This is a genomic window from Mesorhizobium sp. RCAM 05099 (assembly GCF_059683685.1).
Genome location: NZ_CM185035.1, coordinates 1,259,704 through 1,284,707, shown reverse-complemented (window position 1 = coordinate 1,284,707; position 25,004 = coordinate 1,259,704). Strand labels below are relative to the sequence as shown.

The window sequence follows — 25,004 nt, the reverse complement described above, 5'->3', positions numbered from 1 at the left end:
GGTAGTGCGCGCGACCATCGCGCCGAAAATCCGCCATGGGCGCCGACCATCAGCAGCCCGCGCGAACAGGCCTTTCAGCCAAGTCTGACGACAAAGTGCTTCGTCACCGGCTCGACGATCTTCCAGGTTCCCTTGAAATCGGCTTCCACCACGAAGGCATCGCCGGGGCCTACCTCGACCGGTGTGCCGCCGTCGGGCGTGATGATGATGCGGCCGGCGATCATGTGCACGAACTCGTAGTCGGTGTAGGTCGCATGATAGGTGCCGGGCGTCGCTTGCCATGTGCCCGACATCACCTTGCCATCTTCGGTCGTGTGCTGGACCGCGGTCTTCATGGTCGGGTTGCCCTCGACCACGACCCAGCCGGCCAGATCGCCGGCTTCCGCGTTCTCGACGGCGCCGAATTTGAGAATCGTCTCGTGTGTCATGCCCTGGGCTCCGTCTGGTCCGATGTGCTGGCATCATGTGCCTGGACGGTCAGATAGCCGATGCCCCTGCCGCGGGCAATGGCGGCGCCGCGCGCCGTGCGCCGTGCGGCCCGGCGCTACATCCGGTTCGACGGCGGGTTACGGTTTGTGCTGCGCCGAGACAAGCTCGGCCTTGCGCCGCGCCGTCTCCAGTCCGAGGCCGATGAAGGCGCGCGCGTGCTTGGCGAGCGCCATGTTGTCGGTCCACAGATTGCGCCAGATGGCGGTTTTCTTCGACAGGTTCTCGTCGACGATTTCCGAGGAGAAGGATTCGAAGCTGAGGTCGTCGCTGTAGCCGATGGCCGTCAGCGCATCGAAGATCGCCGCGAAGTCGATATTGCCGGTGCCGAGGAAGCCGCGATGGCTCTCGCCGATATGGACATAGCCGATCTTGCTTGCGGCGTGGCGTATGGCCAGCCCGACATCGGCCTCCTCGATGTCCATATGGAAGGTATCGAGATGCAGGAAGATGTTGTCCGAGCCGGTATCCCCGATGAAGGCCAGGCCTTGCGCGGCGGTGTTGAGCAGGTTGCTTTCGAAGCGGTTGACGATCTCGAGGTTGAGCGTGACGCCGGCCGCCTTGGCCGTATCGGCGACTTTCGCCAGCGTGGCGGCGCTGCGGTTCCATTGATCGCGCGTCGGTGCCTCGACCTGCAGTCCATGACTGGCCGAGAGGATACCGCCGACCTTCTGGCCGCCGAGATCGCGCGTCAGCGCGATGGTTCTGTTGAGGATGTCGACACCGCGCCCGGCAACCGCCTTGTCAGGGCTGGAAATGTCGCCGTCGGCCGGCAGGCCGATGCTGATCGCGACGCCGAGCCCGAGATCGGCGATGCGCCCGGCGAGCCGGCCGATATCGACATTGGCGGGGTCGAGATAGGAGAACTCGATCAGGTCGAAGCCAGCCTCCCTGGTGTTGGCCAGCGTCCGTTCGAGCTCGGCCTGCGCCGAACTCGCCGACCAGACGAAAGAATGGATTCCAATGCGCGACATGATCGTCTCCGGTTTGCGGATGGGAATGGGCGCGGCCGGGTCAAGTCGGCCGCGCCCGTGTTGGACGGATCAGCGGGCCGCGGTCCAGCCCTAGTAGTCCTTCAGGTTCTCGGCGGTGATCAGCTTCGGGTCGAGCAGCACGGTTGCCTCGGCCGGTTTCTTGCCGGCCAGCAGGTCAGCCGCCATCGTCAGCGACTGGCCGGCCATCACATAGGGATCCTGCGAGGCCGAGGCCTTGATCATCGACGTGCCGGAAGCGAGTTCCTTCTCGATATCCGGGGCGCCATCGACCGCGGTGAAGATGAACTCGGAGCGGTTGAGCTGCTTGGCGGCGAGCTGGGCGCCGATCGCCGTCGGATCGTTGATGGCAAACACCGCATCGATCTTGTCGAAGCGGGTGAGCAGCGACTGGAACACCTTCAGGCCGCCGTCGCGCGAGCCTTCGGCATTCTGGTCGTCGGAGAGGATCTTGATGTCCGGATGCTGTGAAAGCACGTTCTTGCAGCCCTTGACCCGTTCCAGGATCGACGACGATGCCGGGCCGTTGAGGATGACGTAGTCGCCCTTGCCGCCGGTGTGGTCGACCAGATACTGGCAGGCCTCTTCGCCGGCCTTGACGTTGTTGGTCATGACGGTGACATCGGCGCCCGGCGCCGAAACGTCGAAGGCGGCAACGATAATGCCGGCCGCCTGTGCCTTCTTCACCGCCGGCGCGATCGCCTTGGCATCGACGGCATTGAGCATGATCACGTCGACGCCGGCGGCGATGAACGAATCGACCTGCGAGACCTGCTTGTTGAGGTCATAGTCGGCCGACACCGACGTCACCTCGACCTTCGGATTGATCTTCTTGGCCGCGTCCTCGATGCCCTTGATGGTGGCGACGAAGAAGGGGTTGCCGAGCAGGCCGACCGAGATGCCGACCTTGTTCAGCTCCTTGGCCGAAGCAGGCGCGATGGCGACGGCCGCGAGTGCGACGCCGCAGAGCAGTTTGGCGATGGTCTTCATTTTCTTCCTCCGATTGCCCCGCGCCTCTCACGGTGCGTTACACACAAACCGGCTCGTTGACCGGCGACTAAGGTCAATCACGTTCTTGCTCCGGCCTGGAGCCTGTAGCGGTCGAGGGCGACCGCCACGATGATGACCAATCCCTTGATGATGTACTGCCAGATGTCCGAAACCCCGGCCAGGATGAGGCCGTTGGAGAGCACCGCGATGATCAGGCCGCCGATCAGCGTGCCCCAGATCGAGCCGACGCCGCCGACAAAGCTGGTGCCGCCGAGGATGACCGCGGCAATGGCGTCGAGTTCGTAGGACTGGCCGAGCTGCAGCCCGTTGGCGGCATAGAGCCGGGCCGCCGACATGGCGCCGCCAAGGCCGGCCAGAAGACCGGAAACGCCATAGACGAAGAGCAGCACCAGCGGCACCTTGATGCCGGTCAGCCGCGCTGCCTCGGCATTGCCGCCGACGGCATAGATCCAGGTGCCGAGCACGGTGCGCTTGAGCACCAGCCAGGACAGCACGACGACCGACAGCGCGATGATGACCAGCCACGGAATGCCGAACAGCGAACCGTTGCCGATGAAGTCGAACGGCAGGTCCGAATTGAACACCGTCGTGTCCTGCCCGAGCAGGCGGGCAACGCCGCGCACCGCTGTCAGCGAACCCAGCGTGACGATGAAGGGCGGCAGCTTGATGTAGGCGATGAGCAGCCCGTTGATGAGGCCGAAGCCGAGACCGGCCAGAATGGCGGCCGGAACGCCGAGCAATCCCCAGTCCGGCACCAGCGACACCATCACCGCCACCATCGCCGAAGCCGCCAGGATCGAGCCGACCGACAGGTCGATGCCGCCGGTCAGGATGACGAAGGTCATGCCGGCCGCCAGCACGATGTTGATCGACGACTGCTGGGTGACGATCAACAGGTTGGTCTCGGTGAGGAAGCGCGGATTGAGGAACTGGAAGCCGGCTGCCAGCAGGATCAGGATCGGCAGCATGCCGAGCGCGGCGAAGGCGGTGCGCAGCCGCCGGCTTCGCCCGGCCGCCTGCTCACCCGCGCTCGTCGTCCCGATCGCCCCGGTCTCGATCGACTTGTCGGTCATCGCTGAGCTGCTCCCGTTGCAAATTCCATGATCGCTTCCTGGCTGAGCGGTTGGTCCTGCGATGCCGTCACCTCGCCGGCGATGGTGCCGTCGCGCATCACCAGAACGCGGTCGGCAACGCCAATCACCTCCGGCAACTCGCTGGAGATCATCAGGATGGCGATGCCCTTCTTGGCGAGATTGTCGATCAGCCGGTAGATTTCCGACTTCGCACCGACATCGACGCCACGGGTCGGCTCGTCGAGGATGACGACTTGCGGCTCGGTCTCGAGCAAGCGGGCGAGCAGCACCTTCTGCTGGTTGCCGCCCGACAGCGAGCCCGCATTGGCCTGTACGGACCGGGCGCGGATGGACAGATCGGCGATGGCCCCGGCGGCACGCCGCCCCGCGGCGGCGAAATCGCGCAGCCCCCCTGCCCGTGCGTCCCCGGCGAGCACACCCATGCTGATGTTGTCTGAGATCGACATGTCGAGGAACAGGCCGAGTTCCTTGCGGTCCTCGGTGAGATAGGCGATGCCGGCATCCAACGCCTCGCGCGGCGAACCGATCGAGATCGCCTTGCCGTCGAGTTCCAGCGTGCCCGATGTGCGCCTGTCGGCGCCGAAGATCAGCCGCGCAAGCTCGGTGCGACCAGAGCCAACCAGACCTGCCAGCGCCAGCACCTCGCCCTTGTGCAGGTCGAAGGAACAGTTCTTCAGCAGACGTCCGTCGGACATGCCGCGCACCGACAGCGCCACCGCGCGCTTTTCGTCCGGCGGGCGATGGTCCTTCTTGTAGAAAGCCGACAGATCGCGGCCAACCATCATCGACACCAGCCGCGAGGCACTGAGATCTGCGCGCTCGAGCGTGCCGACATAACCGCTGTCGCGCAGCACGCTGACGCGGTCGGCGAGCTGGTAGACCTCTTCCATGCGGTGGCTGATGTAGATGATGGCGATGCCTTGCGACTTCAGCGTCGCGATGACCTCGAACAGCCGGTCGGTCTCGCGCGAGGTCAGCGACGTGGTCGGCTCGTCCATGACGATGATGCGCGCATTGGTCGACAGCGCGCGGGCGATCTCGACCAGCTGGCGCTCGCCAAGCGACAGGCTGGAGACCGCATCGCGGGCCGAGAAGGAGACACCGAGCCGCGCGATGATCTCCCGGGCGCGCCGGTCGCACTGGTCGCGGTCGACGATGCCGAAGCGTCGCGGCTCGTTGCCGAGGAAGATGTTCTGCGCCACCGTCAAATTGGGCGCCAGCGACAGCTCCTGATAGATCACCGCGACGCCGCTGGCACGCGCCTTGATCGGATCACCGGTCGCGGCCGGCATGCCATCGATCAGGATCTCGCCACCGGAATCCGGCCGATAGGCGCCAGACAGCACCTTCATCAAGGTCGACTTGCCGGCGCCGTTTTCGCCCATCAACGCGTGGACTTCACCGGCATGGACGCTGAGCGAGACATCCTGCAAGGCGCGGATTGCGCCGAACGTCTTCGAGATGTGCCGCATCTCCAGCACCGGCCGGCGCGCCGTCTCGGTCTCGGCGGCGGCGCTCATCGCACGCCTCCCGCTGCCGCGCCGGCGATGTCGCGATCCATGGCGAGAGCGCGCCAGTCATCGCGATAGCCAGCCAACCCCGTGAAACCCGAAGCGCGCACCGGCTCCGGCGCCTCGGCGGCGAATTCGCGCCCGACGCTCTCGAAGGCGAGCGCCGCGGCACCCGTGGCGCTGCCTTCCAGCGTGGCACCCTGCAGGAAGGCCTGGCCCGGACGCAGCTGCGCCAGCAGGCTGGCGAGCAGGCCGCCATTGTTCAGCCCGCCATCGACGATGACGGTGTTGTTCGAATGGATGAGGTCGAGCGACAGGTCGACCATCAGCACCACGTAGAGCAAGGCCACGGCCGCCCGTTCCTCGGAGTTGGGCGTGGCGCCGATGATTTCGCCGGAGCGGCCGGACATCGGGCCGCCCGGCGCAAAGCTCGGCAGCGCCATGATGCGGGCGTCTATCACCCGCTGGATCGCCGGCAGCGCGATCGCGTCTTGCCAGCCGCCGCTGATGACAGCGAATTCGCGGCCGCCCATGAAGCGGATGGTCGGCACGGGCCCGCCATCGACATCGACATTGACCAGCATGTCGCGGTCGCGGTCGAGCGCGTCGAGCGGGCAATCGGGATTGAGCACGATGACCCAGGTGCCGGTCGAAACGACGGTGACCGGGCCAAGTTCTTGCCGGCGATAGGCATGCAGCGCCGCATTCGAGTCATGGACGCCGTTGTGGATGGCGATCGGTCGTGCCGTATCGCCGAGGCGCTGCTCGCCGATGACGGTGCCGGCACGTTCGAAGGAAGGCATCCTGCCGCGCCATCCCTGGGCATCGACCAGCGAGGAGAAATCACGCTTGCGGGGCGCCCACAAATGCGAATGGCAGCCGAGATAGGACACTTCCGAGACCGGCCGGCCGCCAAGGCGCCAGCTCCAATATTGCGGGTAGCCGAGAATCGCTTTCGCCGCCGCGAAAGCGTCGGGCTCGACCTCCTGCAGCCACAGCATATGCCGGCCATAATTGAAGCCGAGCGGCAGTCGCGGCGAGAAGGTTTCGGTGAAATCCGGAATGCGGCGATCGATCCGCGCGGCAATCTCGGCCGGCGGCTCCTGTTCGTAGTCGAGGATCGGATGCGTCAGCGCCGTCTCGTCGATCAGGGCAAAGGTACAGCCATGGCCTGACACCATCAGCCCTTCTACCCCGTGGCTGTCGACCGCTTCGGCGACGGCACTGAGCGCCCAGTCGCGGAGTTCGGCCTCGTCGAGCACGCTGAAACCGCCTTGGCGCACCCATTTCGGCTGCGTCCGGCGCTCGTCGAGGATGCGTCCGTCCTGACCGAAGACAAACAGCTTCGAGTTGGTCTTGCCGAAGTCGAGCACCGCCATTTTCACTGGACTACTCCCGAGGAAGGAGCGATGCGCACCATGACACCGGCGTCCTCCAGCATGCGCGCATCGATGTCGGAGAGGCCGTCATCGGTCACCAGCGTACCGATGCGGGAGAGCGGCAGCGCGACATTGCGGGCGTGGATCGACAGTTTGCGGCTGTCGGCCAGCACCACGATCTGGTCGGCGCATAGGCTGAGCTCGACGATGGAGCGCACCAGCAGCGGATGCGATTCCAGCACGCCTTCCTGGCTAAGGCCCTGCGCGCCGAGAAAGAATTTCGAGGCATAGAAGGGGATGCCCTGGGTGAGCGAGTGGATGATGCCGGGTTCGCGATGCAACTCGCCGCCGGCAACCGTCAGGCTGCAGTGGCCGTGATCGCTCAGATAGGCCGCGAGCGGCATTGAGTTGGTATAGAGGCGGATGTTGCGCTCGGCGAGCTTGACCCCAAGGTGGAAGCAGGTCGAGCCGCCATGGACGATGACCGCGTCGCCGTCGCGCACCATGGTCGCGGCAAGGGCGGCGATCTGCCGCTTGGCCTCGACCGCGAGATCGCGGTTCTCATCATAGGGCTTTGCGTAGGCGACGCCGGCCTGTGAGGCGCCATCAAGCGCCGAGATGCCGCCATAAACCTTCCGCGCTTCGCCGGCCTCGTCGATCTTGTCGATGTCGCGCCTGACCGTCGCGGCCGAAACGCCAAGCCGCTCCTGCAGCTCGCGCACCGAGGCGAACGGGCGGTCCCGCAACAGTTCGACGATCTGACGCTGGCGGCCGGATTCGCTCAACTCTTCCCTCCCAGATGCCATTTTTCACGGCAATTGGCGCAACTTACTCAACATCGGTCAGATTGCAAGCCAGTTTTGACGATAGTAGATCACAGTTGACGTAGATCGCTCGTATCTGCGATATCAGCGCCGACATCGATCCCGGTGACGGGATTTCGTGCGAGACACGACCTAGCCGTTGGAAGGAAAGGCACCATGGCGATCCAAGCTGACGCGCAGGAACTGGCTGCCTTGCGGACGCTTTCGGCCAGCATCGGGCAGAGCCCGCACCTGACCCAGGCGGCGGGCGGCAACACGTCGCTGAAAGCCGGCGACACTCTATGGATCAAGGCCTCCGGCACCTGGTTGAAGGACGCGCTCACCGAGGACATCATGGTGCCGGTGGCAATGTCGCCGCTGCTCAAGGCCGTCGAACAGCGCGACCGCGCCGCCGACCAGCCGCAGGCCTTCACCATTGCCGCGCTCAACCCGCGCGGGCTGCGCCCGTCGATCGAGACCACGGTGCACGCCTTGATGCCGCAGCGCGTGGTTCTGCATGTCCACTGTGTCGACACGATCTCGCTTGCCGTACAGGCTAACGGCGAGACCGAGGTTGCCAGGCGGCTCGACGGGATCGAATGGGCCTATGTCCCCTATTTCCGGCCGGGCCTGCCGCTTGCGCGCGGCATTGCCGAAAGACTTCGGCCGGATGTCGACGTGTTGATCCTTGGCAATCATGGGCTGGTCGTCGCGGCCGAAACCGTCGCCGAAGCGGAGCTTCTGCTGCGCCGCGTCCGGTCGCTGCTGGCACGGCCGGCGCGCGCGACTCCGGCGCCCGACATCGCGGCCTTGACGGCGCTCGCCGGCGACAGCTACCGATTGCCGGTGGATATCGAAGCGCATGCGGCTGCGCTCGATCCGGAAAGCCGGCGCATGGCGGAGGCCGGCAGCCTCTACCCGGACCACGTCATCTTCCTCGGGCAGGGCTCCGTCGTGGCAAGGCCTGGCGAGGATGTGGCTGATATCATCGCACGGCTGGGCGCGGCGCCAGCGGCGATCCTGTTTCCCGGCGCCGGCGTCCTGATGCGCGGCGACGCCAGTGCCGGCGCCGACGCCATGCAACGCTGCCTTGCCGACGTGACGGCGCGGGTGAATGTTACAGCGACGTTGAACTATCTCACCGACGCGGAGAACGACGAGCTGGTCAACTGGGATGCCGAGCAGTATCGCCAGAAACTGAATGCCGCGGGCGGCTAGCAAAGGACAGATCACATGATGCCACTTGTCATCGGCATCGATATCGGCACGTCGGGCGCGCGCGCCGTCGCCATGCGTCCGGATTTTTCCATTGCCGCGCGTTCCGCCGTTCCGCTCGACAGGTTCGGCCAGAATCCCTGCGATCCCGCGGTCTGGTGGGCAGCCGTTGGCGCCGCGCTGACGGAGCTGCTTTCAGCAATCGACCGCGCCTCGGTCCGCGCGATCGCCGTCGATGGCACATCCGGCACGCTGCTGCCGGTCGACGGTGCCGGGCGGCCCCTTGCCGAACCGCTAATGTACAACGACAAGGTGGACGATGACGGCATCCTGGCCGTGATCGCCCGCGAGGCGCCGGCCGCGAGCGCCGCACACGGAGCGACATCCGGCCTCGCCAAGGCCTTACGGTTCCAGCATCTTCCCGGCATTGCGGCGGTGCTGCACCAGGCCGACTGGATCGCCGGAAACCTTTCCGGCCGTTTCGATGTCAGCGACGAGAACAATGCTCTGAAGACAGGCTATGACGTCGGGGCCCGCCGCTGGCCGGACTGGATCGCGGCGACCGGAATGCGCATGGACTTGCTGCCGCGCGTCGTCGAGCCGGGCGATGTGACCGGCGCCCTGACCGCGGCCGTCGCGGATATGTTCGGCTTACCGCGCGATGTGATCGTGGTCGCCGGCACCACGGATGGTTGTGCCTCGTTCCTGGCGACGGGCGCTGTGACAGCCGGCGACGGCGTCACCGCGCTGGGCTCCTCGCTGACCATCAAGATCCTGTCCCACCGGCCGATCTCGGCGCCGCGCTTCGGCATCTACAGCCATCGGCTCGGCAACGCCTGGCTGGCCGGTGGCGCATCGAATTCCGGCGGCAAGGTTCTGGCACAGCATTTTTCGCTGGCGCGGATCATCGAGCTCAGCGCCACGATCGACCCCACGACGGAAACCGGCCTCGACTACTATCCGCTCAGCGCGAACGGGGAGCGTTTTCCGATCGCCGATCCGGCGCTGCCGCCACGCCTTGAACCACGGCCAGTGGATGACGCCGACTATCTGAAAGCGATGTTCGAGGGCATCGCCGCGATTGAAGCTCTTGGCTATCACAGGCTTGCCGAGCTTGGCGCCCCTGCCCTGACATCGGTCAGGAGCGTCGGTGGCGGCGCGGCAAACCCGGTCTGGACGGCGATCCGACAGCGCAAGCTTGGGGTCGATTTCCTGCCAGCACTTTCCGACGAGGCCGCCGCCGGGACGGCGCGGCTGGCGCTGATCGGCGCAGGCAAGGCGGGGCTTCTATGAGCGCCAGAAAGGTCGTGCGCCTCGATGACATCGGGCCGCTGGCGGAGCGCTACGAGGTCTTCCTACTCGACCAGTTCGGCGTACTGCATGACGGCTCGGCCCCTTATCCAGGCGCGGTTGCGGCGTTGTCGGCGCTGAAGCGCGCCGGCAAGACCGTGGTGCTGATTTCCAATTCCGGCAAGCGCGCAAGGCCCAACGAGGACCGCCTGCTGAAGCTCGGCTTCGCAACCGGAAGCTGGGACCATTTCGTCTCCTCCGGCGAGGTGGCGTGGCGATCCTTCCACGGAATGGCGGCAACCGGAGCGTTGCGTCCCGATACGAACTGCCTGCTGATCAGCCGCGACAACGACCGCACGGCGATCGAAGGCTTGCCCTTTGTCCTGACCGAGGCTGGCGATAAGGCCGAACTGGTGCTGATCTCGGCCAGCGAAGGTGACCGCTACGACCTCGGCCACTATCGCCGGCTGCTTGCCCCGGCGGCGGCGCGGCAAGTGCCGTGCTTCTGCACCAATCCCGACAGGATCATGCTGACGGCGGTCGGACCTCGCTTCGGTGCGGGCGAGATCGCCGATCTCTACGAAAACCTCGGCGGCACCGTCACCCGCATCGGCAAGCCCTACCCGGCGATCTACGACGCGGCCCTTGCGCTGGCCGGCAAGCCGGACCGCGACACCGTGGTCTGCGTCGGCGACAGCGTCGAGCACGACATAGCAGGGGGAAATGGCGCCGGCATCGCCACGGCGCTGGTGCTGAGTGGAATATTGGCGGACACGCCCGATCTCTCCATCGTTTTCGACGAAGAGAAGGCCTGGCCGGACTATATCACGGCTTCCTTCAGCCTGCGCTGACCGCCTCGAGCATGCGCCTTGCGCTTTCCTCGTCGGTGATCAGGATCGTCGGCGCGACGAGGGTCATGGCGCCGAGCAGCGCTTCGATCTTCTCCTCGCCGCCGGAGGTCAGGATCCGGATCGGCGCCTTGCGCAGCCGGTCGACATCCACCGACATCACCAGGCTGTTGATCGGATGGTCGACCAGATCGCCATTGCGGTCGAAGAAATGAAACAGAAGGTCGCCGACGGCGCCACGCGCAAGCAGGGCCTCCCGATCCGCTTCCCTGAGAAAGCCGCCGCGAGAGAAGGTCGTGGCCGAAGCGATGCCGCCGACGCTCAGCAAAACGGCATCGAGCACGTTGGCCATTTCAAAAACCTCCTGCAGGCCGCAGCGCTCGACCAGCGCGATCTTGGTCTCGACGCTGTCGACGACCGCCGGCGTCGGGATCAGATAGCCGTCGCCCTGGAAGATTTGGGCGAAGCGCCAGGCGAACTCGGCCGGGTTGAACCGGCGCACGACGCCGACACCGCCAAGCAGCGAAATGACCTTGAAGTCGGTGAGCGATTTGGCGCTGATGAAGGGCAGGCTCGAGAACAGCGTCCGGCCCCAGCCAACGCCGACGCGCATACCGGATTTCATCGTGTCGGACAGGAAACTGCCGGTTTTGGCACTGATTGCCGCTAGCGGATCGGCGTCGGGCGCGGAAAGCGGCGCCACCAGCGCCTGCTGCAGCCCGAACGTCTTTTCAAGCGCCCGCTCCAGCCGCACGATTTCCGACAATTCGCTCTCGATGCTGATCTTCACCTCGTTGCGCGAGCGGGCCTCCGCCAGCATGCGCACGATGGTGACGCGGCCGACGCCGAGCACGTCGGCGATCTCGTTTTGCGTCATCTGCTCGACGAAATACATCCACGCGGCGCGAATCCTGAGGCGATCCGTCCGGCTTTCGTTGACAACCTGCTCGGTTGCCCCGGTTCCCGCCCGACCGTCGTCGCTTTCGCTCTGTCGCCGCCTGGCCAAATCTACCCTCCCCCGCGGCGATGGACGCGCCCGCCGTCGCCGATTCTGCCTGCTGGTCTAATATCCCCTATTGATCTACCAATCGATAGGAACAATGTAGAGTAGGCGACTGGCCTCCTGCTGGCGGCCAGCCGCATGAATTCGAGGCGATCCGCGATGCTCCGACAAATCTCCGAAGATGTCCGCGTCAACCTGAAGGACCGGTTGCGGGAAGTCCGCGATGTCATCCGCCAGAGCCGCCACGACGGCACTGGCGACGCCAGTGTCTTGCGCGAAGCAACCAGCCATCTGCCGCCGTTTCCGGGCAAGGGCATCGAAGGCCTGCTCAGCCATGCCGCGAGCGCCGTCGACGAAGCGCTGTCGATTGCCGAATCGTTTGTTCCGCATGAGCGTCCGGTAAAGGTGGACGGCACGACCGCAAAAGGCCTCGGCACCTATTTCCCGGTCGGCAACGAGGACCGCCAGTTGAGCGCGGAGCGGCTGTTCCGGCGCGATATGTACTATCTGACCAAGGCGGTGCTTGCCGGCCTGAACATCGACAATGCCCGTATTCACGAAGCCGACTTTGCCGCCGTCCATGCCACGATGCGCAAGCGGCACGGCGACCTGCTGGCCGCACTGACCGCGCCTGACGCCGGGCTGCGGGCGATTGCGGCCACCTGTTCGGCGCTGCTGGTCGAGTGCCTCAACCAGCGCCCTGTCCGTTTTGCCGAAACCGCGTTGGAAACACCGGCGGCGCTGAGTGGCCGGGCGCTCGACATAAGCTGCCTGGCGCCGCTCGTTCTGGCCTGCGGCCTAGCGACCACCAGCCGGGACGGTTCGCCCGAGCCAGATATGCTCGAGATCGCGATCCTGGCGGCGGATATCCGTCACGATCGCATTGCTCAGGCCTGCGCCAAGGCGAATGCCATCGATGAACTGACCTCCGTCTTCACCACCTTGCTTGCGCACTTGCCATAGGCTCAGCCAGCGGCGGGGATTCAGTCCCCGGCCGCCATCGCCATGATCGTCTTCTTGGCGCGCGGGATCGAGGCCGGGCTCATGCTGAGCTCGGTCAGCCCCATCTTGACGAATGTTGCGATGAGATCGGGCCGACCGGCGGCCTCACCGCACATGCCGACCATGATGCCGGCGGCGACGCCTGCTCTGGCCGTCATTTCGATCGCCATCATGACGGCCGGATTGGTGACGTCATTGAGCTTGGCCACGGTCGGGTTGAGCCGGTCGGCGGCCATGATGTATTGGGTCAGGTCGTTGGTGCCGATCGAGAAGAACGCCACCTCCTTGGCCAGCGCCGGAGCAATCAGCACGGCGGCCGGAGTTTCGATCATCACGCCGAGATCGAAAGTCGCGTGCGGCACGCCTTCGGCTTTCAGTTCCGCCGCGCATTCCTCGACCAGGCCGTGCGTCCGCCTCACTTCCGATATGTCGGACACCATCGGCAGCATCACCTTGATGTTGCCATGGACGGCCGCCCTCAGCAGTGCCCGCAACTGCTGCTTGAAGATGTCGGGCCGGTCGAGGCACATGCGAATGCCGCGCCAGCCGAGGAAGGGGTTTTCCTCGTCGGGAAACTCGATGCCAGCAATCGGCTTGTCACCACCAATATCGAGCGTGCGCACGATGACCGGGTATGGGGCGAATGCCTTGGCCAGCGCCGCGTAGGTTTCAGCCTGCATGTCTTCCGAGGGAAGATGCATATGGCGCATGAACAGAAGCTCGGTGCGGAACAGGCCGACGCCCATGGCGCCGGCTTCCTGCGCCGCCTCGATTTCCTCTAGCGAGCCGATATTGGCGGCGACCTCGATGATCGTGCCATCGGCGAGCTTCGGCGTCACCGTCTTGAAGACGGTCAGCCCGGCGCGCTCCTTTGCGGCCGCTTCAACGCGGTTGGCGAAATCGGCTCGGGTCGCCGCATCGGGATCGATGATGACATGGCCGGCATTGCCGTCGAGTGCCACCTCGCGCGCCGTGCGCAAGGCATTGACCTGATCGCCGAGGCCAAGCACCGCCGGAATGCCGTGCGAGCGGGCGATGATGGCGATGTGCGAGGTGGCGCCGCCATGGCCGCACACCACGCCGCCGATGCGTTTCAGCGGCGCACGCGCCAGATCCCAGGCGCCGATGTCGTCGGCGATCAGGATGGCCCCTTCGGGGATGTTTTCGAGGCTGACGTCGTCCTGCCCGAGCAGCACGAGGCAGATCTGGCGTCCGACCGCATGGACGTCGTCCGCCCGCGCATTGAGATAGTGATCGTCGACGGCGCTGAAATCGGCGGCGATGGTGGAGGAGGCGGTGATGACGGCCGAGACCGCGTCGTTGCCGCCCTTGATCAGCCCCTCGGCCTCGCTGGTCAGGCTGTCGTCGGCGGCAATATCCCTGAGTGCCGCGACGATGCCACGGTCTCCCGCCGACAGGGTGTCCTGCGCCAACGCCCGGTCCATGCGCGCCTGGACGGCGGCGACGGCGGCGCGGAACCTGTCGACCTCGCCCGCGATCTCCTCAGCCTGCAGCAGGCGGCCTTGTCCGGCGATATCCGGCGGGAAATGCGCGAAGGCCGGCCCGATGGCGAACCCTTCGCTTGCCGCCACGCCGCGCAGGCCGCTTGCTCCACCAGGTGCAGGCGGCGCGGCTTCGGGCACTGGTGCGGGTGCTGTTTTCTGCCCGGTGTCATTCGCTGGGCCCTGCGCCTCGGCTTCATCGTCGAGGCCCGCCTTCGGATTCTCGAGATAGCCGATCAGCGCCTCGATGGCCTCGATGGCGTCGGCGCCGTTCGCCCGCACCGTGACCTCCTGGTTTTCCTTGACCGCCAGCAGCATCAGCTTGACGGAGCTTTTGGCGCTGACCGCCTTGCCGTCCTTGACCAGTTCGACCTCGGATTCGAAACCCTTGGCGAGCTTGACGAACCGCGTGGCGGGACGGGCGTGCAAACCTTCATGCACTCTGACGATGGTCGAGCGTTCCATGGCAATACTCTGGTTTTGGGCGCCGCTCCCAACATAGGCTGCGGCACGAATGCTGTCAGGCGGCGATGGTGATGATCGCACCCGTCTTCAGCGCGGCCACGAGCGCTTGGCTGTCGACTTGCGATGCGCAGATCTCGCCCGGCCTCTCGGCCTCGGTGGCGCCGTTGAACGAAATGACGACATGGCCCATTTCGAGCACCTTGCTCCAGGCGCTGGAGCCGACCGCTGTGATGGTTGCGGAAACCGGTCCAAGGGTGATCGACGCGCCCTTGTCGGGCGCGCCGTCACTGGGTCCGTGCTCCGTCTTGTGGAGCACGGAAACCTCGGCAAGCTCCGGCGGCGAGCCATCCGCGAACAGGATGACCACGCCCCCTTCGGCAAGGTCCGCCACTTCGGGCCCGATGGCAGTGACCCGTGTTCTCAATAGAACCGTCATATGGCGAACCTCATTTCGTGCTTTCTCTAGAAAACGATCAGGCTGACGACCCAGGCGATCAGCACCGAGATCGGCCCCATGATCTGGCGGCTGATGAGCACCGCCGGAACGCCGATCTCGATCGTCTTCGGCTTGGCCTCACCGAGCGCCAGGCCGACAGGAACGAAGTCGCAGCCCACCTGGGTATTGTAGGCAAACAGCGCCGGCAGCGCCATCGCAGGCGAAATCGTGCCATTGGCGATCTGCGGACCGATGATGGCCACGCCGATAACCTGCGCGATGACCGCGCCCGGTCCCAATATGGGCGACAGGAACGGCAGGCCGCAGATGGCCGAGATGATCAGCAGGCCGACGATGTTGTTGGCCAGCGGACCCATCGGCTGCGCCAGCACATCGCCGATGCCGGTGTACAGGATCAGACCGATGAGCATGGTCACGAAGGCCATGAACGGCAGCACGTTGCGCACGACCTGGTCGATGGTGCGGCGGCCGGCATTGAAGAAGATGCCGACGACACGACCCATGACGCGGCCGATCGAACTGATCAGCCCGATCACGCCGCCCTCGCTTGGCAGCGCCTGTGGCGCCGCGGGCGCATTGTTGTTGCTTGAACTCATCGATGCTGCTCCCCCCGCAGTGGTGACCGCCTCGGATCCGTCCGCCATTGTGACATTGGCCGGCTTCACGCCCGAAACGTAGATGTCCTCGGTGATGAACTGGGCGAGCGGCCCAGCCTGTCCGACCGGCGTCAGATTGACGGTCGGGATACGCTTGCGCGGATAGACGCCGCATCGTGCGGTGCCGCCGCAGTCGACGACGACCACCGCCATCTCGCTTTCGATCGGCGGCGCCCTGAAGCCGTCGACGGCTTCGGCGCCGGTCATGTCGGCGATGAGCTGTGCCACCGGGTGAATGCCACCACCGGTGACGGACACGACCTTGCTGCGCTGTTCGGTCGGCTCGATGACGAGCGGACCGCCCCAGCCTGTGTTGCCCCTGGAGATACGGACGGCTTTGTATGTCTTGGCCATGATGTCCTCCCCGCCCTTACAGCTCGACGCCCTGGCGGCGTGCCATGATGGCGGTGATGCGCTCGGTCAGCATGCCCTTGAGCAGGATGACGACGAGACCGACGATGGCGTACCAGATCGCCACCTTGACGTGGTAGCCGGCGACGACGGCACCCTTCTTTTCCAGCTCCAGCAGAGCGACCAGAATGCCGCCCCAGACGAAGTATTCGCCGGGATTGATGTGCGGGAACAGGCCGAGCGGGGGGTGGACGTAGGACACGGCCGCGTCATAGAAGGCCGGCTTGTGCTTTTCTTCCAGGAACGATCCAAACGTGTAGGCCATCGGGTTGGTGAGGAAGAACACCGCCAACAACGGCAGCAGCGTGTAGCGCGTCAGCGCGATCCGGCCGGCGCCACGCGCCAGACCGTGGACACGCTCTTCACCGACCAGTTCGGTGACGGCATAGAAGGCCGTCATCAGCACCACCAGCGTCGGAATGATGCCGGTGACAAAGCCGGCGAAAACCTCGCCGCCCTTCTGGAAAATGCCGATGAAATATTTGCCGATGGCGGTCAGCCAGCCGAGCTGCTCCTCCTGCTGGACCTCTTTCAGCTTTTCCTTGAATTGATCGACGGTGATCGGCCCGCTGTCCGCTTGCGCCAGGACAACGAGATGGTCAGAGGCATGCTCGACGGCGAGCTTGCCATGCAATGCGGCATCCGAGACCATGGTACCTGCAACATGCAGATTGTGCACGGCCATGTCGGCATGCTGCGCCAACAACGAAAATACAGACATTTCTCCTCCTTATGCCGTCCCGCCGGTTATCCCAGTCGGCGCACGGCGTCCTCTAGAGCATGATGCCGAAAAGTGTGAAGCGGTTTTCGGGCGACATCATGCTCTAACCCTTTGATTTAGAGGCGGATTCAGATTTCAGCTCGATTCGACCTGAAATCATCCGACTCTAGGCCCTTGCTACGTTCAAGCCGGACAGGCCCGGCCTCTTCCCCGGCTCCGACCGTGCTTTGTCGATCTGTTCGATCGCCCGCTTCACGGCCTCGGCCACACCGGGTTCCCCCTCTCCCATGATTGCAGGATTGGACCGGAGTCGATCGAGGGGAACGCCCTCGAATTGTTGATGTTGTTTGAACTTGGTGAAGACGGACCGGCCGCTCATCACCATCAGGCGGCGCACGATCAGGTCAGGCGTCACCACGACCAGCGCGATGGTTCCCTTGGCGAATCGACCGCGAAAATTGCCGGCGCCGACGAAGCCGTCCTTGTACTGATCGGTTACACCGCGGAAGACATCCGAATAGTGCCGCATCTGCAGCCAGACGCCGAGCGATTGCAGCGCCCAGACAATAACAAGCAGAAGCAGTCCCCACTGCCAAATCGCCATTCGGTTTCCTCCCGAAGCCTCCGTCGCACCGCACCTTGGCCCGGCGCGTGACAACAGCAAAGTGAGAACATTTGTTTCCGAGAATGTCAATATGTATGATATTGACGTTGCTGTCGTCATCCACAGGGGACGCTGATCGATTTCGGCGGCGGCGCTGTTGTGCTAGTCTTGCCGGGAAACAGGAAACGAGGAACATGGATCTGCCCTTCAGGGACGAACTGGCCCTTATGCCCGACCTTCGCCACCGGTTGCGGCAGTTGCGCTGGTTTCGCGCCACCTTTCGCGGCAGCGCCAAAGTGGTGTCCGACACGTTCGGCGTGCGCTTCGAAATCGATGAGGCCAAGCTCACCAGGGCCTTTCTCGACTGGGTCGAGATCATGGAGGCGCAGAAACGCTTCGCCGCGATCGACCGCGCCGACTTCATCGTCTTTGCCGCCGGCCTAGTGCTGCGCGAACTGATAAGACAGGCACCGGCCAGGGAGGTCTCCGGCCTTACCCAGCTGATTGAAACGGATTCGAATTCCGGAACGCTGGAAATCGTCCGCTTCTGGCCGGAAGGATTCCTCTATACCAATTACTGCGTGTCGGTGATTTCGGCGATTTATGAGCAGGAATTCGGCAGCGCGCCGAGCATCGACAAATGCGCCGACGACCTGCGCACCTGGTGGTCCTATCGTGAGAATGTGACCGAGATGCCGGCTTATGCGGTGGCTTTCCTCGATCGCTTCCTTGGCGCGGAGCCAAACTGGATCACGCCGGACCGGGCGCAGTCCCGGCAAGCCATGCAAAGGGCGCTTGGATCCTCGCGCGCGAGCGATGCGCTGCGCCAGCTTTGAGTCTCGCCGGTCTCGCTCCACCGAAACACCGCGCTATTGAACATTTGACTTTTTGTCGATAGCGATGTGCGAAATTGACTCCGGGGAGATGCGCGTGGCGCGATCAAGGCCTATCATTTTCGATTGCGACGGCGTTCTCGTCGACAGCGAGCCTTTGGCCGCCAGGGCCTATGAACGTGTCTATGAAAAGCATGGCATGCCCGGCGTCCATGGCGGCATCATCGCCCAGTGCATCGGCATGAAACAGTCCGACATCATCGTCAGGATCAGGGAATTGACCGGCCATCAGTTTCCATCGGCGGCGGGCGGCGATATCTGGGCCGAGACCAAGATCCTGTTCTCGGAGGAACTGAAGCCGACGCCAGGGATCACCGCGTTTCTGGAGACGCTTGCCGGCGACCGCTGCGTTGCCTCGTCATCCTCCGTCGAGCGCATAAACCACAGCCTTGCGGTGACCGGACTGGCGCGCTTCTTCGGCGACGCGATCTACAGCTCCTCCATGGTCAAGAACGGCAAGCCCGCGCCCGACATCTTCCTGTTCGCCGCCGACAAGATGGGCGCCAATCCCGCCGACTGCATCGTCATCGAGGATTCGCCCTTCGGCATCCAGGGTGCGGTTGCCGCCGGCATGACGGCCATCGGCTACACCGGTGGCGGGCATACCTATGCCGAGCATGCAGCGCGACTGAGAGCGGCCGGTGCCGATTTCGTCTGCGCCGACTGGCACGAAGTTAGCCGGCAATTGGCCAGGATCGGCGTGCCGGCCTAGTTTAGCGGATACTTAGTGAATCCACGGCTGGCCCATTCGCCAGGCGGGACTAATGACCCCACACGGAAGTTGAAGGATAGGACCCTCGTCGCATCGGGGTCGACTTCACATCGGAAGTTTAGATTATACCAGGTGTTTCTGGTGCTGAAGGCCGCCTGAGCAGGATTGAGAACATTGCCTTTGTCCAGCGTAATGGTTGGCACCCATTTGACCGGAAAGTCGGCACTTTGCAGTTCCTGGCTCAGAACATTGCCGCAAAGGGTGGCCACGCGCTGACCGCGTGGCACATTCTCCATGGAGCTTGTGGCGAAGGCATTGCCGGTCGCTCCCTGCGAGTAAAGCTTTCTGACACCCGGAAGGCCGGAATAGATTGGTGATCCTGCAACGTCGTTGGTGGTGGGATTTGACCTTCCAGCATTCCCGATCGGTGCTTTGAAGGCTCTTGCGGGTTTGAACGTCAACGTCTTGGCAGGTTTGGGCTTTGCCTTTCCAGTTGAGGCTGGAGGCGCCGGCTTACCACCGGTCTCAGCCGCCAATGGCTTTGGCGTCACAACCGCCTGCTTCTCCTCGTTTTGCGCGGGTTTGGCGTCCGGCGCGGCGGCGTCCTGCTTTTCCTCGCCTTGCGCGGGCTTTTCGTCCGGCGCAATGGTGGCCGGCTTCTCGTCGGGCTTGCTGGGCTCTGCCTTCTGCTGTGGCGTTGCGGCCGGGGCGGGCTGGGTCGGCGCGGGTGTCGGTGTCATAGGCGGCTTCGCCGCCTCATCTTTGGCCGGTGACGGCGTGTTGAGCTCAGCGCTGCTTCCGTCGAGCGATTTCTCCGGCCCCGTATCTTTCTGGCCGTACTGGAAAACGCGCTTCAGAACCTGGTCGTCTGACGGTTTCGGCGGCTTCGGAGGCGACTTTTGTTCGGGCGGCTTTTCAACCTTCTTTTCAGGTGTCGGCTCCGGCGGCTTTGGAGCAGGTTTCGGCTTGGGCTTCTCGGGCGGCGGCACGATCGCGACATTGACGGGCTGTTCCTGTTGATCCGGCTGCTGCTCGGATCTCGGCACGCCAAAGAACAAGAACGCTGCGATCAAGGCATGCAGGATCAGCGATGCGGCCAAGGCCCATCGCCAATTGCGAAACCACTCTCGTATCTTGCCGTTCATTGCGCCCGATGTGGAATGAAATAGCGGCGGCTTCAAGCATAAGGATAGGATTGGCGCAATTTGACCGCTGACAGCTTGGTGATCTGGCTGATTACGCGCAGAAGGTCAGCCCAGAATCTCGCCCACAAACCGTTCGTCCAGCCGCGTTTCTCCAAACCAGTTCAGCCGGTTGATGCTGGCGAAGCCGGCGTCGATCACCGCGTTTTCGTCGCCCGGCTGGCTGGCATGAGCCCGCCCGCGCGGAACCGTGATGACCGTGCGATCTCCGTCGCTTTCCACCACCTCCGCCGTGCGGCCGATTTTGTCACGGCCGATGCGCGGCTGCCGGATCTCGGCTGGCAACGCGGTCGGTAGATTGACACTCAGCCAGTGGCCTTCCGTTGCCCAGTCGGCGCGCGATTGCCATAATGAGGCGATCAGCGCGCCCAGCCACGCGTCGTCGGCATCCGTGAAATCCGGGTTTTTCACGCGCGAAAAACCCATCGCCGGCACGCCCCAGAAGGTCGCTTCCCGGGCAATGCCCAGCGTGCCGGAATAGGCAAGGTCCTCGGCGACATTGCGGCCGTCATTGACGCCCGACAGCACCAGGTCCGGCTTCTGCGCGTCAGCAAACAGCCATGTCATCGCGCTGACCACACAATCGGCCGGCGTGCCGGAACAGGAATACCAGTTCACCTTGACGTGCCGCATCGTCAACGGCCTGGCGATCGTCAGCGACGCGCCGGCGGCGGTGCGCTTGCCGTCGGGCGCGACCACCCACACATCGTCGCTCAAACCGCTGGCGGCGTTGACCAGCCGGGCAAGGCCCGGCGCGTCGATGCCGTCATCGTTGCAGATCAGAATTCTCATTATTTGCTTCCTTGCGGCACGATGATGCGCTGGCCGGTACGGCATTGCGTGCGCAGCGACGGAATGTGGTTTTGCAGGTCACCGAGAAGATCGCTCGCGCAGGAATGACCGAGCGCTGCGGGTCGCCCCGCTTTCTCCCAGATATCGACATTGCCCGACAGCGTCGGATGTGTCGGCATGCGCACCCAGTCCGCCCGGCCGGCCTTGTGCAAGAGATCACCCGGGGAACCCATTGGCAGATGTCCGGTGAGCAGCACCGGAAAACCGGCCTCGTCGGCGCGCGGCAGAAGGCGCGATGACGGGCCGGCCTCACCCATGCCGTCATCGGCCAGCAACGGCATCGGCGGCAACGGGTCGGCATCGGTCCAGTCGGCCGCGTCCAGCAAGCGGCGCCGCAGCAGTTCGGAAACACCTGGCAACAAGGCCGTCGTGGCGCCGATCTGCGTTTCGAGCGATGAACGCATGCCGGCATGGATGGCAAACGGCCCCGGCAAGGCCGCGATCAGCTCCAGCGACCGGCCCGACAACGGCGTCGGCAACAGGCATCCGTTTGAATGTCTCGCCACCCAACGCGAAATTTCTCGCGCCCGCGCCGCCCCAGGTACGGGATCGGCGCCGTAGGAAGCATCGAGTACAAGCAGATCGCAGCGCGGAATCGTGTCCATGACGAACACGTTGCTGTCCGGCACGACGTCGGCCGAATAGGCAACGCGGCTTTTCCCGTCATCGACGGCAAACCAGACGCCGCCCACGACATGCCCAGACCGCCCCGTCCTGATCGCGAGACCCCCGCTCCTCAGCGTGTCGCCGGGTTCGAAAAGCGTGATGCGATCGCTCGGAAAGGGGAACTTCCTGAGGTCCCCGGGATCGGCATAGGCGGCAAGCGTGGCCGGAGCCTCATCGTAGGTCTCGGCGGTCATGAAGATCGGTCCATCATATCCGCGAGACAACAGCCAGCTCAGCGCGCCGACATGATCCTCATGAGCATGCGAGACAAAGAGCGCGTCAATGTCGGCGAGCGAACCATTCAGCGCCGGATAGTATTCCGCCCCCGAGGCCCCCACCTTGATGCCGGCGTCGAGCAGGATGCGGTCGCTGCCGCTGCTGATAGCGAGGCTGGTGCGGCCCTTTTCACCAAAGCCGCCAAGCAAATCGAGCATCATCACGATGCCGCTCCCGCCGCCGGGATGAGCCAGCCGGATCGTATCCGCAGGCGCGCCTGCGCTCCGCTCTCCAGCACGACCGGGTCGGGCTGTTCGAAATGCAAGGTGAGGTCGGGGGCGGCGAAAGGTGCGAATTCGATGCGCGCCGCGCCGCCTTGGTAGATCACCCTCTTGACCAGCCCGTCGAAGCCGGGGCCGTCGGGCGACATATCGAGATCCGCGGACCGGCAGCAGATCCTGGCACCGCTCCGAGGCCGCTCGCCGGGGCGGCAGCGGACCACCAGCTCGGTTCCGAGAACCCTGACCTTGCAATGGCCGCCGTCTTCGCCCGTCAAGACATCGGCCGGGAGCAGAATGCCTTGCGAAATGAAGGAGGCCACCATTTCATTTGCCGGCTCATGATAGAGCTCGCGCGGCGTCGCCAACTGCGCCAGGCGACCGCCATCCATCACCGCGATCCTGTCGGCCAGCGCCATCGCTTCAGCCTGGTCGTGGGTGATGTAGACGATGGTCGTTCCCGTGCGCTTGTGAAAGGCGGCGAACTCGTCTTCCATCGAGGCTCTCAGATGCACGTCCAGATTGGCCAGTGGCTCGTCGAACAGTACCAGCGAGGGTGCCGCGACAAGGCAGCGCGCCAGCGCCACGCGCTGGCGCTGGCCGCCGGACAGATTGGCCGGCCTGCGGTCACCCAGCCCCTGCAGATTGACCAGCGCGAGCGCGTCTTCAACCTTCTGGCGGGCGACGGCCTTGTCCAGCTTGGCCACCTTCAGCGAATAGCCGATGTTCTCGGCGACCGTCATGTGCGGCCATAGTGCATAGTTCTGGAAAACGATGCCGACGCGCCGCTTTTCAGGCGCGACACTGCCGCCCTTGCCCGACACGGTCTCGCTGCCGATGCGTATCTCGCCTGATGTCACCTTCTCGAATCCGGCAATCAGCCGCAGCAACGTCGTCTTGCCGCAACCGGAGGGCCCAAGCACCGCCAGGAACTCGCCGTCGGCGACGTCGATCGACACATCCTTCACCGCATCGAAGTCGGCGAAGCTCTTGGTCACATGGTCCAGGCTCAATCGCGCCATGGCAGAACTCCGGCCGGAAGATAAGGGGCAAGCAAATTGGTCACCAGCATCAGCACGAAGGTGACCGCCACGGTGATGACGGACATCGCCGCCGCGTAGTTGGAATCGCCGCCCTGCTCGAAGGAAAACATCACGACGCCGATCGTCTCGGAACCCGAGGACCACAACAACGCCGAAACGGTCAGCTCGCTGAGCGCCGTCATGAAGATCAGCAGGCCGCCGGCGATCGCCGCCGGTGCGACCAGGGGAAAGATGATCGTGCGCATGCGCGTGAACAGACCGGCGCCCGCCACCTGCGCTGCTTCCTCCAGCGCCCGGTCGATCTGGTGATAGCCGCTGATGGTCGGCCGCAGCGCCAGCACCAGGAAGCGGGCCAGGTAGGCATAGAGAATGATCCAGACGGTGTTGTAGAGCTGGATGCCAGTCAGCGGGATCGGCCGCAGGAACAACAGCAACGAGGCGATCGCCAGCACCACGCCGGGCAAGGCGTAGGGCAGTTCGACCGACAGGTTGAGCAGCCTCACCCAGCGCTGCTTGCCCCAGGCGATCAGATAGCCGATCGGCACGGCGACCAGGACCGCGAAGAAGGCGGCCGCGATCGACAGCCAGAAACTGTTGAAGAAGGCGCGGCTGGCCGCGTCATGCTCGAACAGCACGAAGCGATAATTGTCGAGCGTTGCCGTCCTGGCGTTGAGCGCAATGCCGTAACCCGGCACCAGCGATGTCAGTACGAGCCCGAACAGCGGCAGGAACAGCACCAGGACGATCAGCAGCCACATACCGGCCTGGACCGCGGGCCGCCAGCGGCCGAGTTCGTAGGGATCGGCGGGCAGCGATGTCGAGCTGATGCGATAGTCGCGACGGCGGCTCATGACCTCCTGGGCGAAAATGCCGGCCATGGCGATGACGCCGATCAGCACCGACAGGAACGCCGCCTCGCCGAGCACGGCGGGGCCACCGCCTGCCAGCCGCTGGTAGATCAAGGTCGGAAGCACGAGATAATTGGCGGGAATGCCGAGGAAAGCGGGAATGCCGAAATTGCCGACGCAGGACACGAAGGCGAGTGCGGCGGCCGCCATGATCGACGGCGTCATCAGCGGCAACACGATGGTGACCAGCACGGTGAACCAGCCGGCGCCGCCGGCACGCGCCGCCTCGACCAGTTCGCGCGGCAGCTTGCGCAGGCCGGCGCGCACCAGCAGGAAGACCAGCGGGCCATACTGCACGCCGAGCAGCAGGATGATGCCTGATGTGGAATAGAGCGGGTTCTTCGTGCCTAGTGGAGGTGCTGCGCCGAACAGCTTGAGGAACGGGCTTGCCGGGCCGAACAATTGCAGCCAGGCCAGCGCCGTCACCTGCGGCGCGATCATCAGCGGCATGACGTAGCAGAGCACCAACGCGCTGCGGCCGCGAATGTCGGTCAGTGTGATGAGGACGGCCACCAGCGTCCCCGACAGCACCGCAAGGATGGTGCCGCCGATGCCGACCACCAGCGTGTGCCAGGTCGCGATCCAGGTGGCCGGGCTGGCGAGCCCGGCTTTTATCGCCACGGTCGACAGCGTGCCGCCAGGCGCTACGATCTCCTTGATGAGCCGCAGCATCGGCAGCAAGGAAAGCAGCACGATGACGACGGCTACGGCCGCCGTCAGGGCCATCTCTTGGCCCCGACTTTCCCTGATCGATGTTGACATGATTGCTTTTCCTGAGATCGAT

General features: G+C 64.6%; 24 protein-coding genes. 6 read left to right on the top strand and 18 right to left on the bottom strand.

The features are described from left to right. Positions 1 to 74 precede the first annotated feature (74 nt). From AC56QQ_RS06315 to AC56QQ_RS06285, 7 genes are all read right to left on the bottom strand, one after another. Positions 75 to 428, bottom strand: coding sequence for a cupin domain-containing protein (locus tag AC56QQ_RS06315; protein ID WP_497125953.1), 354 nt, complete (start codon positions 426 to 428; stop codon positions 75 to 77). Between the two features lie 138 nt (positions 429 to 566). Next, positions 567 to 1,460: a sugar phosphate isomerase/epimerase family protein gene (locus AC56QQ_RS06310; protein ID WP_497125952.1), complete on the bottom strand. Its 894-nt coding sequence runs from the start codon at positions 1,458 to 1,460 to the stop codon at positions 567 to 569. Positions 1,461 to 1,550: 90 nt separating this feature from the next. Further along, positions 1,551 to 2,468: an ABC transporter substrate-binding protein gene (locus tag AC56QQ_RS06305; protein ID WP_497125951.1), complete on the bottom strand. Its 918-nt coding sequence runs from the start codon at positions 2,466 to 2,468 to the stop codon at positions 1,551 to 1,553. 77 nt (positions 2,469 to 2,545) lie between these two features. Continuing rightward, positions 2,546 to 3,562, bottom strand: coding sequence for an ABC transporter permease subunit (locus AC56QQ_RS06300; RefSeq protein WP_489858063.1), 1,017 nt, complete (start codon positions 3,560 to 3,562; stop codon positions 2,546 to 2,548). Then, positions 3,559 to 5,103 (bottom strand): sugar ABC transporter ATP-binding protein, encoded by a 1,545-nt coding sequence (locus AC56QQ_RS06295; protein WP_497125950.1) that lies wholly within the window; start codon positions 5,101 to 5,103, stop codon positions 3,559 to 3,561. Before AC56QQ_RS06295 ends, AC56QQ_RS06300 begins: the two co-directional genes overlap by 4 nt. Then, positions 5,100 to 6,479 (bottom strand): FGGY-family carbohydrate kinase, encoded by a 1,380-nt coding sequence (locus AC56QQ_RS06290; protein WP_497125949.1) that lies wholly within the window; start codon positions 6,477 to 6,479, stop codon positions 5,100 to 5,102. The genes AC56QQ_RS06295 and AC56QQ_RS06290 overlap by 4 nt, the downstream gene beginning before the upstream one ends. Further along, a complete protein-coding gene (locus AC56QQ_RS06285; RefSeq protein WP_497125948.1) occupies positions 6,476 to 7,258 on the bottom strand; it encodes a DeoR/GlpR family DNA-binding transcription regulator in 783 nt (260 codons plus the stop codon). Before AC56QQ_RS06285 ends, AC56QQ_RS06290 begins: the two co-directional genes overlap by 4 nt. 195 nt (positions 7,259 to 7,453) lie before the next feature. Between AC56QQ_RS06285 and AC56QQ_RS06280 the strand changes: the two genes are divergently transcribed. Genes AC56QQ_RS06280 through AC56QQ_RS06270 form a run of 3 tightly spaced genes read left to right on the top strand, consistent with a single transcriptional unit; the run spans position 7,454 to position 10,632 of the window. Beyond that, positions 7,454 to 8,494: a class II aldolase/adducin family protein gene (locus AC56QQ_RS06280; protein WP_497125947.1), complete on the top strand. Its 1,041-nt coding sequence runs from the start codon at positions 7,454 to 7,456 to the stop codon at positions 8,492 to 8,494. A gap of 15 nt (positions 8,495 to 8,509) precedes the next feature. Beyond that, positions 8,510 to 9,784 carry an FGGY-family carbohydrate kinase gene (locus tag AC56QQ_RS06275; RefSeq protein ID WP_497125946.1) on the top strand — a complete coding sequence of 425 codons (1,275 nt, stop codon included), beginning with the start codon at positions 8,510 to 8,512 and terminating at the stop codon, positions 9,782 to 9,784. Beyond that, a complete protein-coding gene (locus AC56QQ_RS06270; RefSeq protein WP_497125945.1) occupies positions 9,781 to 10,632 on the top strand; it encodes a TIGR01459 family HAD-type hydrolase in 852 nt (283 codons plus the stop codon). The genes AC56QQ_RS06275 and AC56QQ_RS06270 overlap by 4 nt, the downstream gene beginning before the upstream one ends. Here AC56QQ_RS06270 and AC56QQ_RS06265 read toward each other — a convergent pair. Then, complete coding sequence (locus AC56QQ_RS06265) at positions 10,619 to 11,635, bottom strand: sugar-binding transcriptional regulator (protein ID WP_489858070.1); 1,017 nt, start codon at positions 11,633 to 11,635, stop codon at positions 10,619 to 10,621. The two genes, AC56QQ_RS06270 and AC56QQ_RS06265, sit on opposite strands and share 14 nt — an antisense overlap. A gap of 156 nt (positions 11,636 to 11,791) precedes the next feature. On the opposite strand from AC56QQ_RS06265, the gene AC56QQ_RS06260 reads away from it, so the two are divergent. After that, positions 11,792 to 12,595 (top strand): hypothetical protein, encoded by an 804-nt coding sequence (locus AC56QQ_RS06260; RefSeq protein ID WP_497125944.1) that lies wholly within the window; start codon positions 11,792 to 11,794, stop codon positions 12,593 to 12,595. Between the two features lie 20 nt (positions 12,596 to 12,615). On the opposite strand, the gene ptsP is transcribed toward AC56QQ_RS06260, so the two are convergent. From ptsP to AC56QQ_RS06235, 5 genes are all read right to left on the bottom strand, one after another. Then, positions 12,616 to 14,601 (bottom strand): phosphoenolpyruvate--protein phosphotransferase, encoded by a 1,986-nt coding sequence (ptsP, locus tag AC56QQ_RS06255; RefSeq protein ID WP_497125943.1) that lies wholly within the window; start codon positions 14,599 to 14,601, stop codon positions 12,616 to 12,618. Between the two features lie 55 nt (positions 14,602 to 14,656). After that, positions 14,657 to 15,037, bottom strand: coding sequence for a PTS glucitol/sorbitol transporter subunit IIA (locus tag AC56QQ_RS06250; protein ID WP_489858073.1), 381 nt, complete (start codon positions 15,035 to 15,037; stop codon positions 14,657 to 14,659). Positions 15,038 to 15,063: 26 nt separating this feature from the next. Then, positions 15,064 to 16,068, bottom strand: a complete 1,005-nt coding sequence (gene srlE, locus AC56QQ_RS06245) for a PTS glucitol/sorbitol transporter subunit IIB (RefSeq protein WP_497100365.1) — start codon at positions 16,066 to 16,068, stop codon at positions 15,064 to 15,066. Between the two features lie 16 nt (positions 16,069 to 16,084). Continuing rightward, positions 16,085 to 16,846, bottom strand: coding sequence for a PTS glucitol/sorbitol transporter subunit IIC (srlA, locus tag AC56QQ_RS06240; protein ID WP_091584736.1), 762 nt, complete (start codon positions 16,844 to 16,846; stop codon positions 16,085 to 16,087). A 166-nt stretch (positions 16,847 to 17,012) separates the two neighbouring features. Continuing rightward, positions 17,013 to 17,450, bottom strand: a complete 438-nt coding sequence (locus tag AC56QQ_RS06235) for a transcriptional regulator GutM (RefSeq protein WP_497125942.1) — start codon at positions 17,448 to 17,450, stop codon at positions 17,013 to 17,015. Between the two features lie 194 nt (positions 17,451 to 17,644). Here AC56QQ_RS06235 and AC56QQ_RS06230 point away from each other — a divergent pair, with 194 nt between their 5' ends. Then, the gene (locus AC56QQ_RS06230; protein WP_497125941.1) at positions 17,645 to 18,286 is read left to right on the top strand and encodes a hypothetical protein; all 642 of its coding nucleotides are present in this window, start codon (positions 17,645 to 17,647) and stop codon (positions 18,284 to 18,286) included. Positions 18,287 to 18,380: 94 nt separating this feature from the next. Further along, positions 18,381 to 19,055: an HAD family hydrolase gene (locus AC56QQ_RS06225; RefSeq protein WP_497125940.1), complete on the top strand. Its 675-nt coding sequence runs from the start codon at positions 18,381 to 18,383 to the stop codon at positions 19,053 to 19,055. Here the strand turns inward: AC56QQ_RS06225 and AC56QQ_RS06220 are convergent. The 5 genes from AC56QQ_RS06220 to AC56QQ_RS06200 all read right to left on the bottom strand — a co-directional run bounded on the left by AC56QQ_RS06220 (position 19,052) and on the right by AC56QQ_RS06200 (position 24,982). Beyond that, the gene (locus AC56QQ_RS06220; RefSeq protein WP_497125939.1) at positions 19,052 to 20,200 is read right to left on the bottom strand and encodes a DUF930 domain-containing protein; all 1,149 of its coding nucleotides are present in this window, start codon (positions 20,198 to 20,200) and stop codon (positions 19,052 to 19,054) included. The genes AC56QQ_RS06225 and AC56QQ_RS06220 overlap by 4 nt on opposite strands. 105 nt (positions 20,201 to 20,305) lie before the next feature. Next, positions 20,306 to 21,049 (bottom strand): 5'/3'-nucleotidase SurE, encoded by a 744-nt coding sequence (locus AC56QQ_RS06215; RefSeq protein ID WP_497125938.1) that lies wholly within the window; start codon positions 21,047 to 21,049, stop codon positions 20,306 to 20,308. Beyond that, the gene (locus tag AC56QQ_RS06210; protein ID WP_497128891.1) at positions 21,049 to 22,212 is read right to left on the bottom strand and encodes an MBL fold metallo-hydrolase; all 1,164 of its coding nucleotides are present in this window, start codon (positions 22,210 to 22,212) and stop codon (positions 21,049 to 21,051) included. The genes AC56QQ_RS06215 and AC56QQ_RS06210 overlap by 1 nt, the downstream gene beginning before the upstream one ends. Beyond that, positions 22,212 to 23,291, bottom strand: coding sequence for an ABC transporter ATP-binding protein (locus tag AC56QQ_RS06205; RefSeq protein ID WP_497125937.1), 1,080 nt, complete (start codon positions 23,289 to 23,291; stop codon positions 22,212 to 22,214). The genes AC56QQ_RS06210 and AC56QQ_RS06205 overlap by 1 nt, the downstream gene beginning before the upstream one ends. After that, on the bottom strand, positions 23,279 to 24,982 hold the full coding sequence (locus tag AC56QQ_RS06200; protein ID WP_497125936.1) for an ABC transporter permease: 1,704 nt from the start codon (positions 24,980 to 24,982) through the stop codon (positions 23,279 to 23,281). The genes AC56QQ_RS06205 and AC56QQ_RS06200 overlap by 13 nt, the downstream gene beginning before the upstream one ends. Positions 24,983 to 25,004 lie beyond the last annotated feature (22 nt).

What these genes read in the sequence shown, in the direction of transcription:
- ptsP (WP_497125943.1), bottom strand. Translation starts at nt 14,601, where the DNA reads ATGGAACGCTCGACCATCGTCAGAGTGCATGAAGGTTTGCACGCCCGT.
- AC56QQ_RS06210 (WP_497128891.1), bottom strand. Translation starts at nt 22,212, where the DNA reads ATGATGCTCGATTTGCTTGGCGGCTTTGGTGAAAAGGGCCGCACCAGC.
- AC56QQ_RS06275 (WP_497125946.1), top strand. Translation starts at nt 8,510, where the DNA reads ATGATGCCACTTGTCATCGGCATCGATATCGGCACGTCGGGCGCGCGC.
- AC56QQ_RS06300 (WP_489858063.1), bottom strand. Translation starts at nt 3,562, where the DNA reads ATGACCGACAAGTCGATCGAGACCGGGGCGATCGGGACGACGAGCGCG.
- srlE (WP_497100365.1), bottom strand. Translation starts at nt 16,068, where the DNA reads ATGGCCAAGACATACAAAGCCGTCCGTATCTCCAGGGGCAACACAGGC.
- AC56QQ_RS06235 (WP_497125942.1), bottom strand. Translation starts at nt 17,450, where the DNA reads ATGGCGATTTGGCAGTGGGGACTGCTTCTGCTTGTTATTGTCTGGGCG.
- AC56QQ_RS06205 (WP_497125937.1), bottom strand. Translation starts at nt 23,291, where the DNA reads ATGGCGCGATTGAGCCTGGACCATGTGACCAAGAGCTTCGCCGACTTC.
- AC56QQ_RS06315 (WP_497125953.1), bottom strand. Translation starts at nt 428, where the DNA reads ATGACACACGAGACGATTCTCAAATTCGGCGCCGTCGAGAACGCGGAA.
- AC56QQ_RS06310 (WP_497125952.1), bottom strand. Translation starts at nt 1,460, where the DNA reads ATGTCGCGCATTGGAATCCATTCTTTCGTCTGGTCGGCGAGTTCGGCG.
- srlA (WP_091584736.1), bottom strand. Translation starts at nt 16,846, where the DNA reads ATGTCTGTATTTTCGTTGTTGGCGCAGCATGCCGACATGGCCGTGCAC.
- AC56QQ_RS06305 (WP_497125951.1), bottom strand. Translation starts at nt 2,468, where the DNA reads ATGAAGACCATCGCCAAACTGCTCTGCGGCGTCGCACTCGCGGCCGTC.
- AC56QQ_RS06295 (WP_497125950.1), bottom strand. Translation starts at nt 5,103, where the DNA reads ATGAGCGCCGCCGCCGAGACCGAGACGGCGCGCCGGCCGGTGCTGGAG.
- AC56QQ_RS06200 (WP_497125936.1), bottom strand. Translation starts at nt 24,982, where the DNA reads ATGTCAACATCGATCAGGGAAAGTCGGGGCCAAGAGATGGCCCTGACG.
- AC56QQ_RS06250 (WP_489858073.1), bottom strand. Translation starts at nt 15,037, where the DNA reads ATGACGGTTCTATTGAGAACACGGGTCACTGCCATCGGGCCCGAAGTG.
- AC56QQ_RS06260 (WP_497125944.1), top strand. Translation starts at nt 11,792, where the DNA reads ATGCTCCGACAAATCTCCGAAGATGTCCGCGTCAACCTGAAGGACCGG.
- AC56QQ_RS06215 (WP_497125938.1), bottom strand. Translation starts at nt 21,049, where the DNA reads ATGAGAATTCTGATCTGCAACGATGACGGCATCGACGCGCCGGGCCTT.
- AC56QQ_RS06220 (WP_497125939.1), bottom strand. Translation starts at nt 20,200, where the DNA reads ATGAACGGCAAGATACGAGAGTGGTTTCGCAATTGGCGATGGGCCTTG.
- AC56QQ_RS06230 (WP_497125941.1), top strand. Translation starts at nt 17,645, where the DNA reads ATGGATCTGCCCTTCAGGGACGAACTGGCCCTTATGCCCGACCTTCGC.
- AC56QQ_RS06280 (WP_497125947.1), top strand. Translation starts at nt 7,454, where the DNA reads ATGGCGATCCAAGCTGACGCGCAGGAACTGGCTGCCTTGCGGACGCTT.
- AC56QQ_RS06270 (WP_497125945.1), top strand. Translation starts at nt 9,781, where the DNA reads ATGAGCGCCAGAAAGGTCGTGCGCCTCGATGACATCGGGCCGCTGGCG.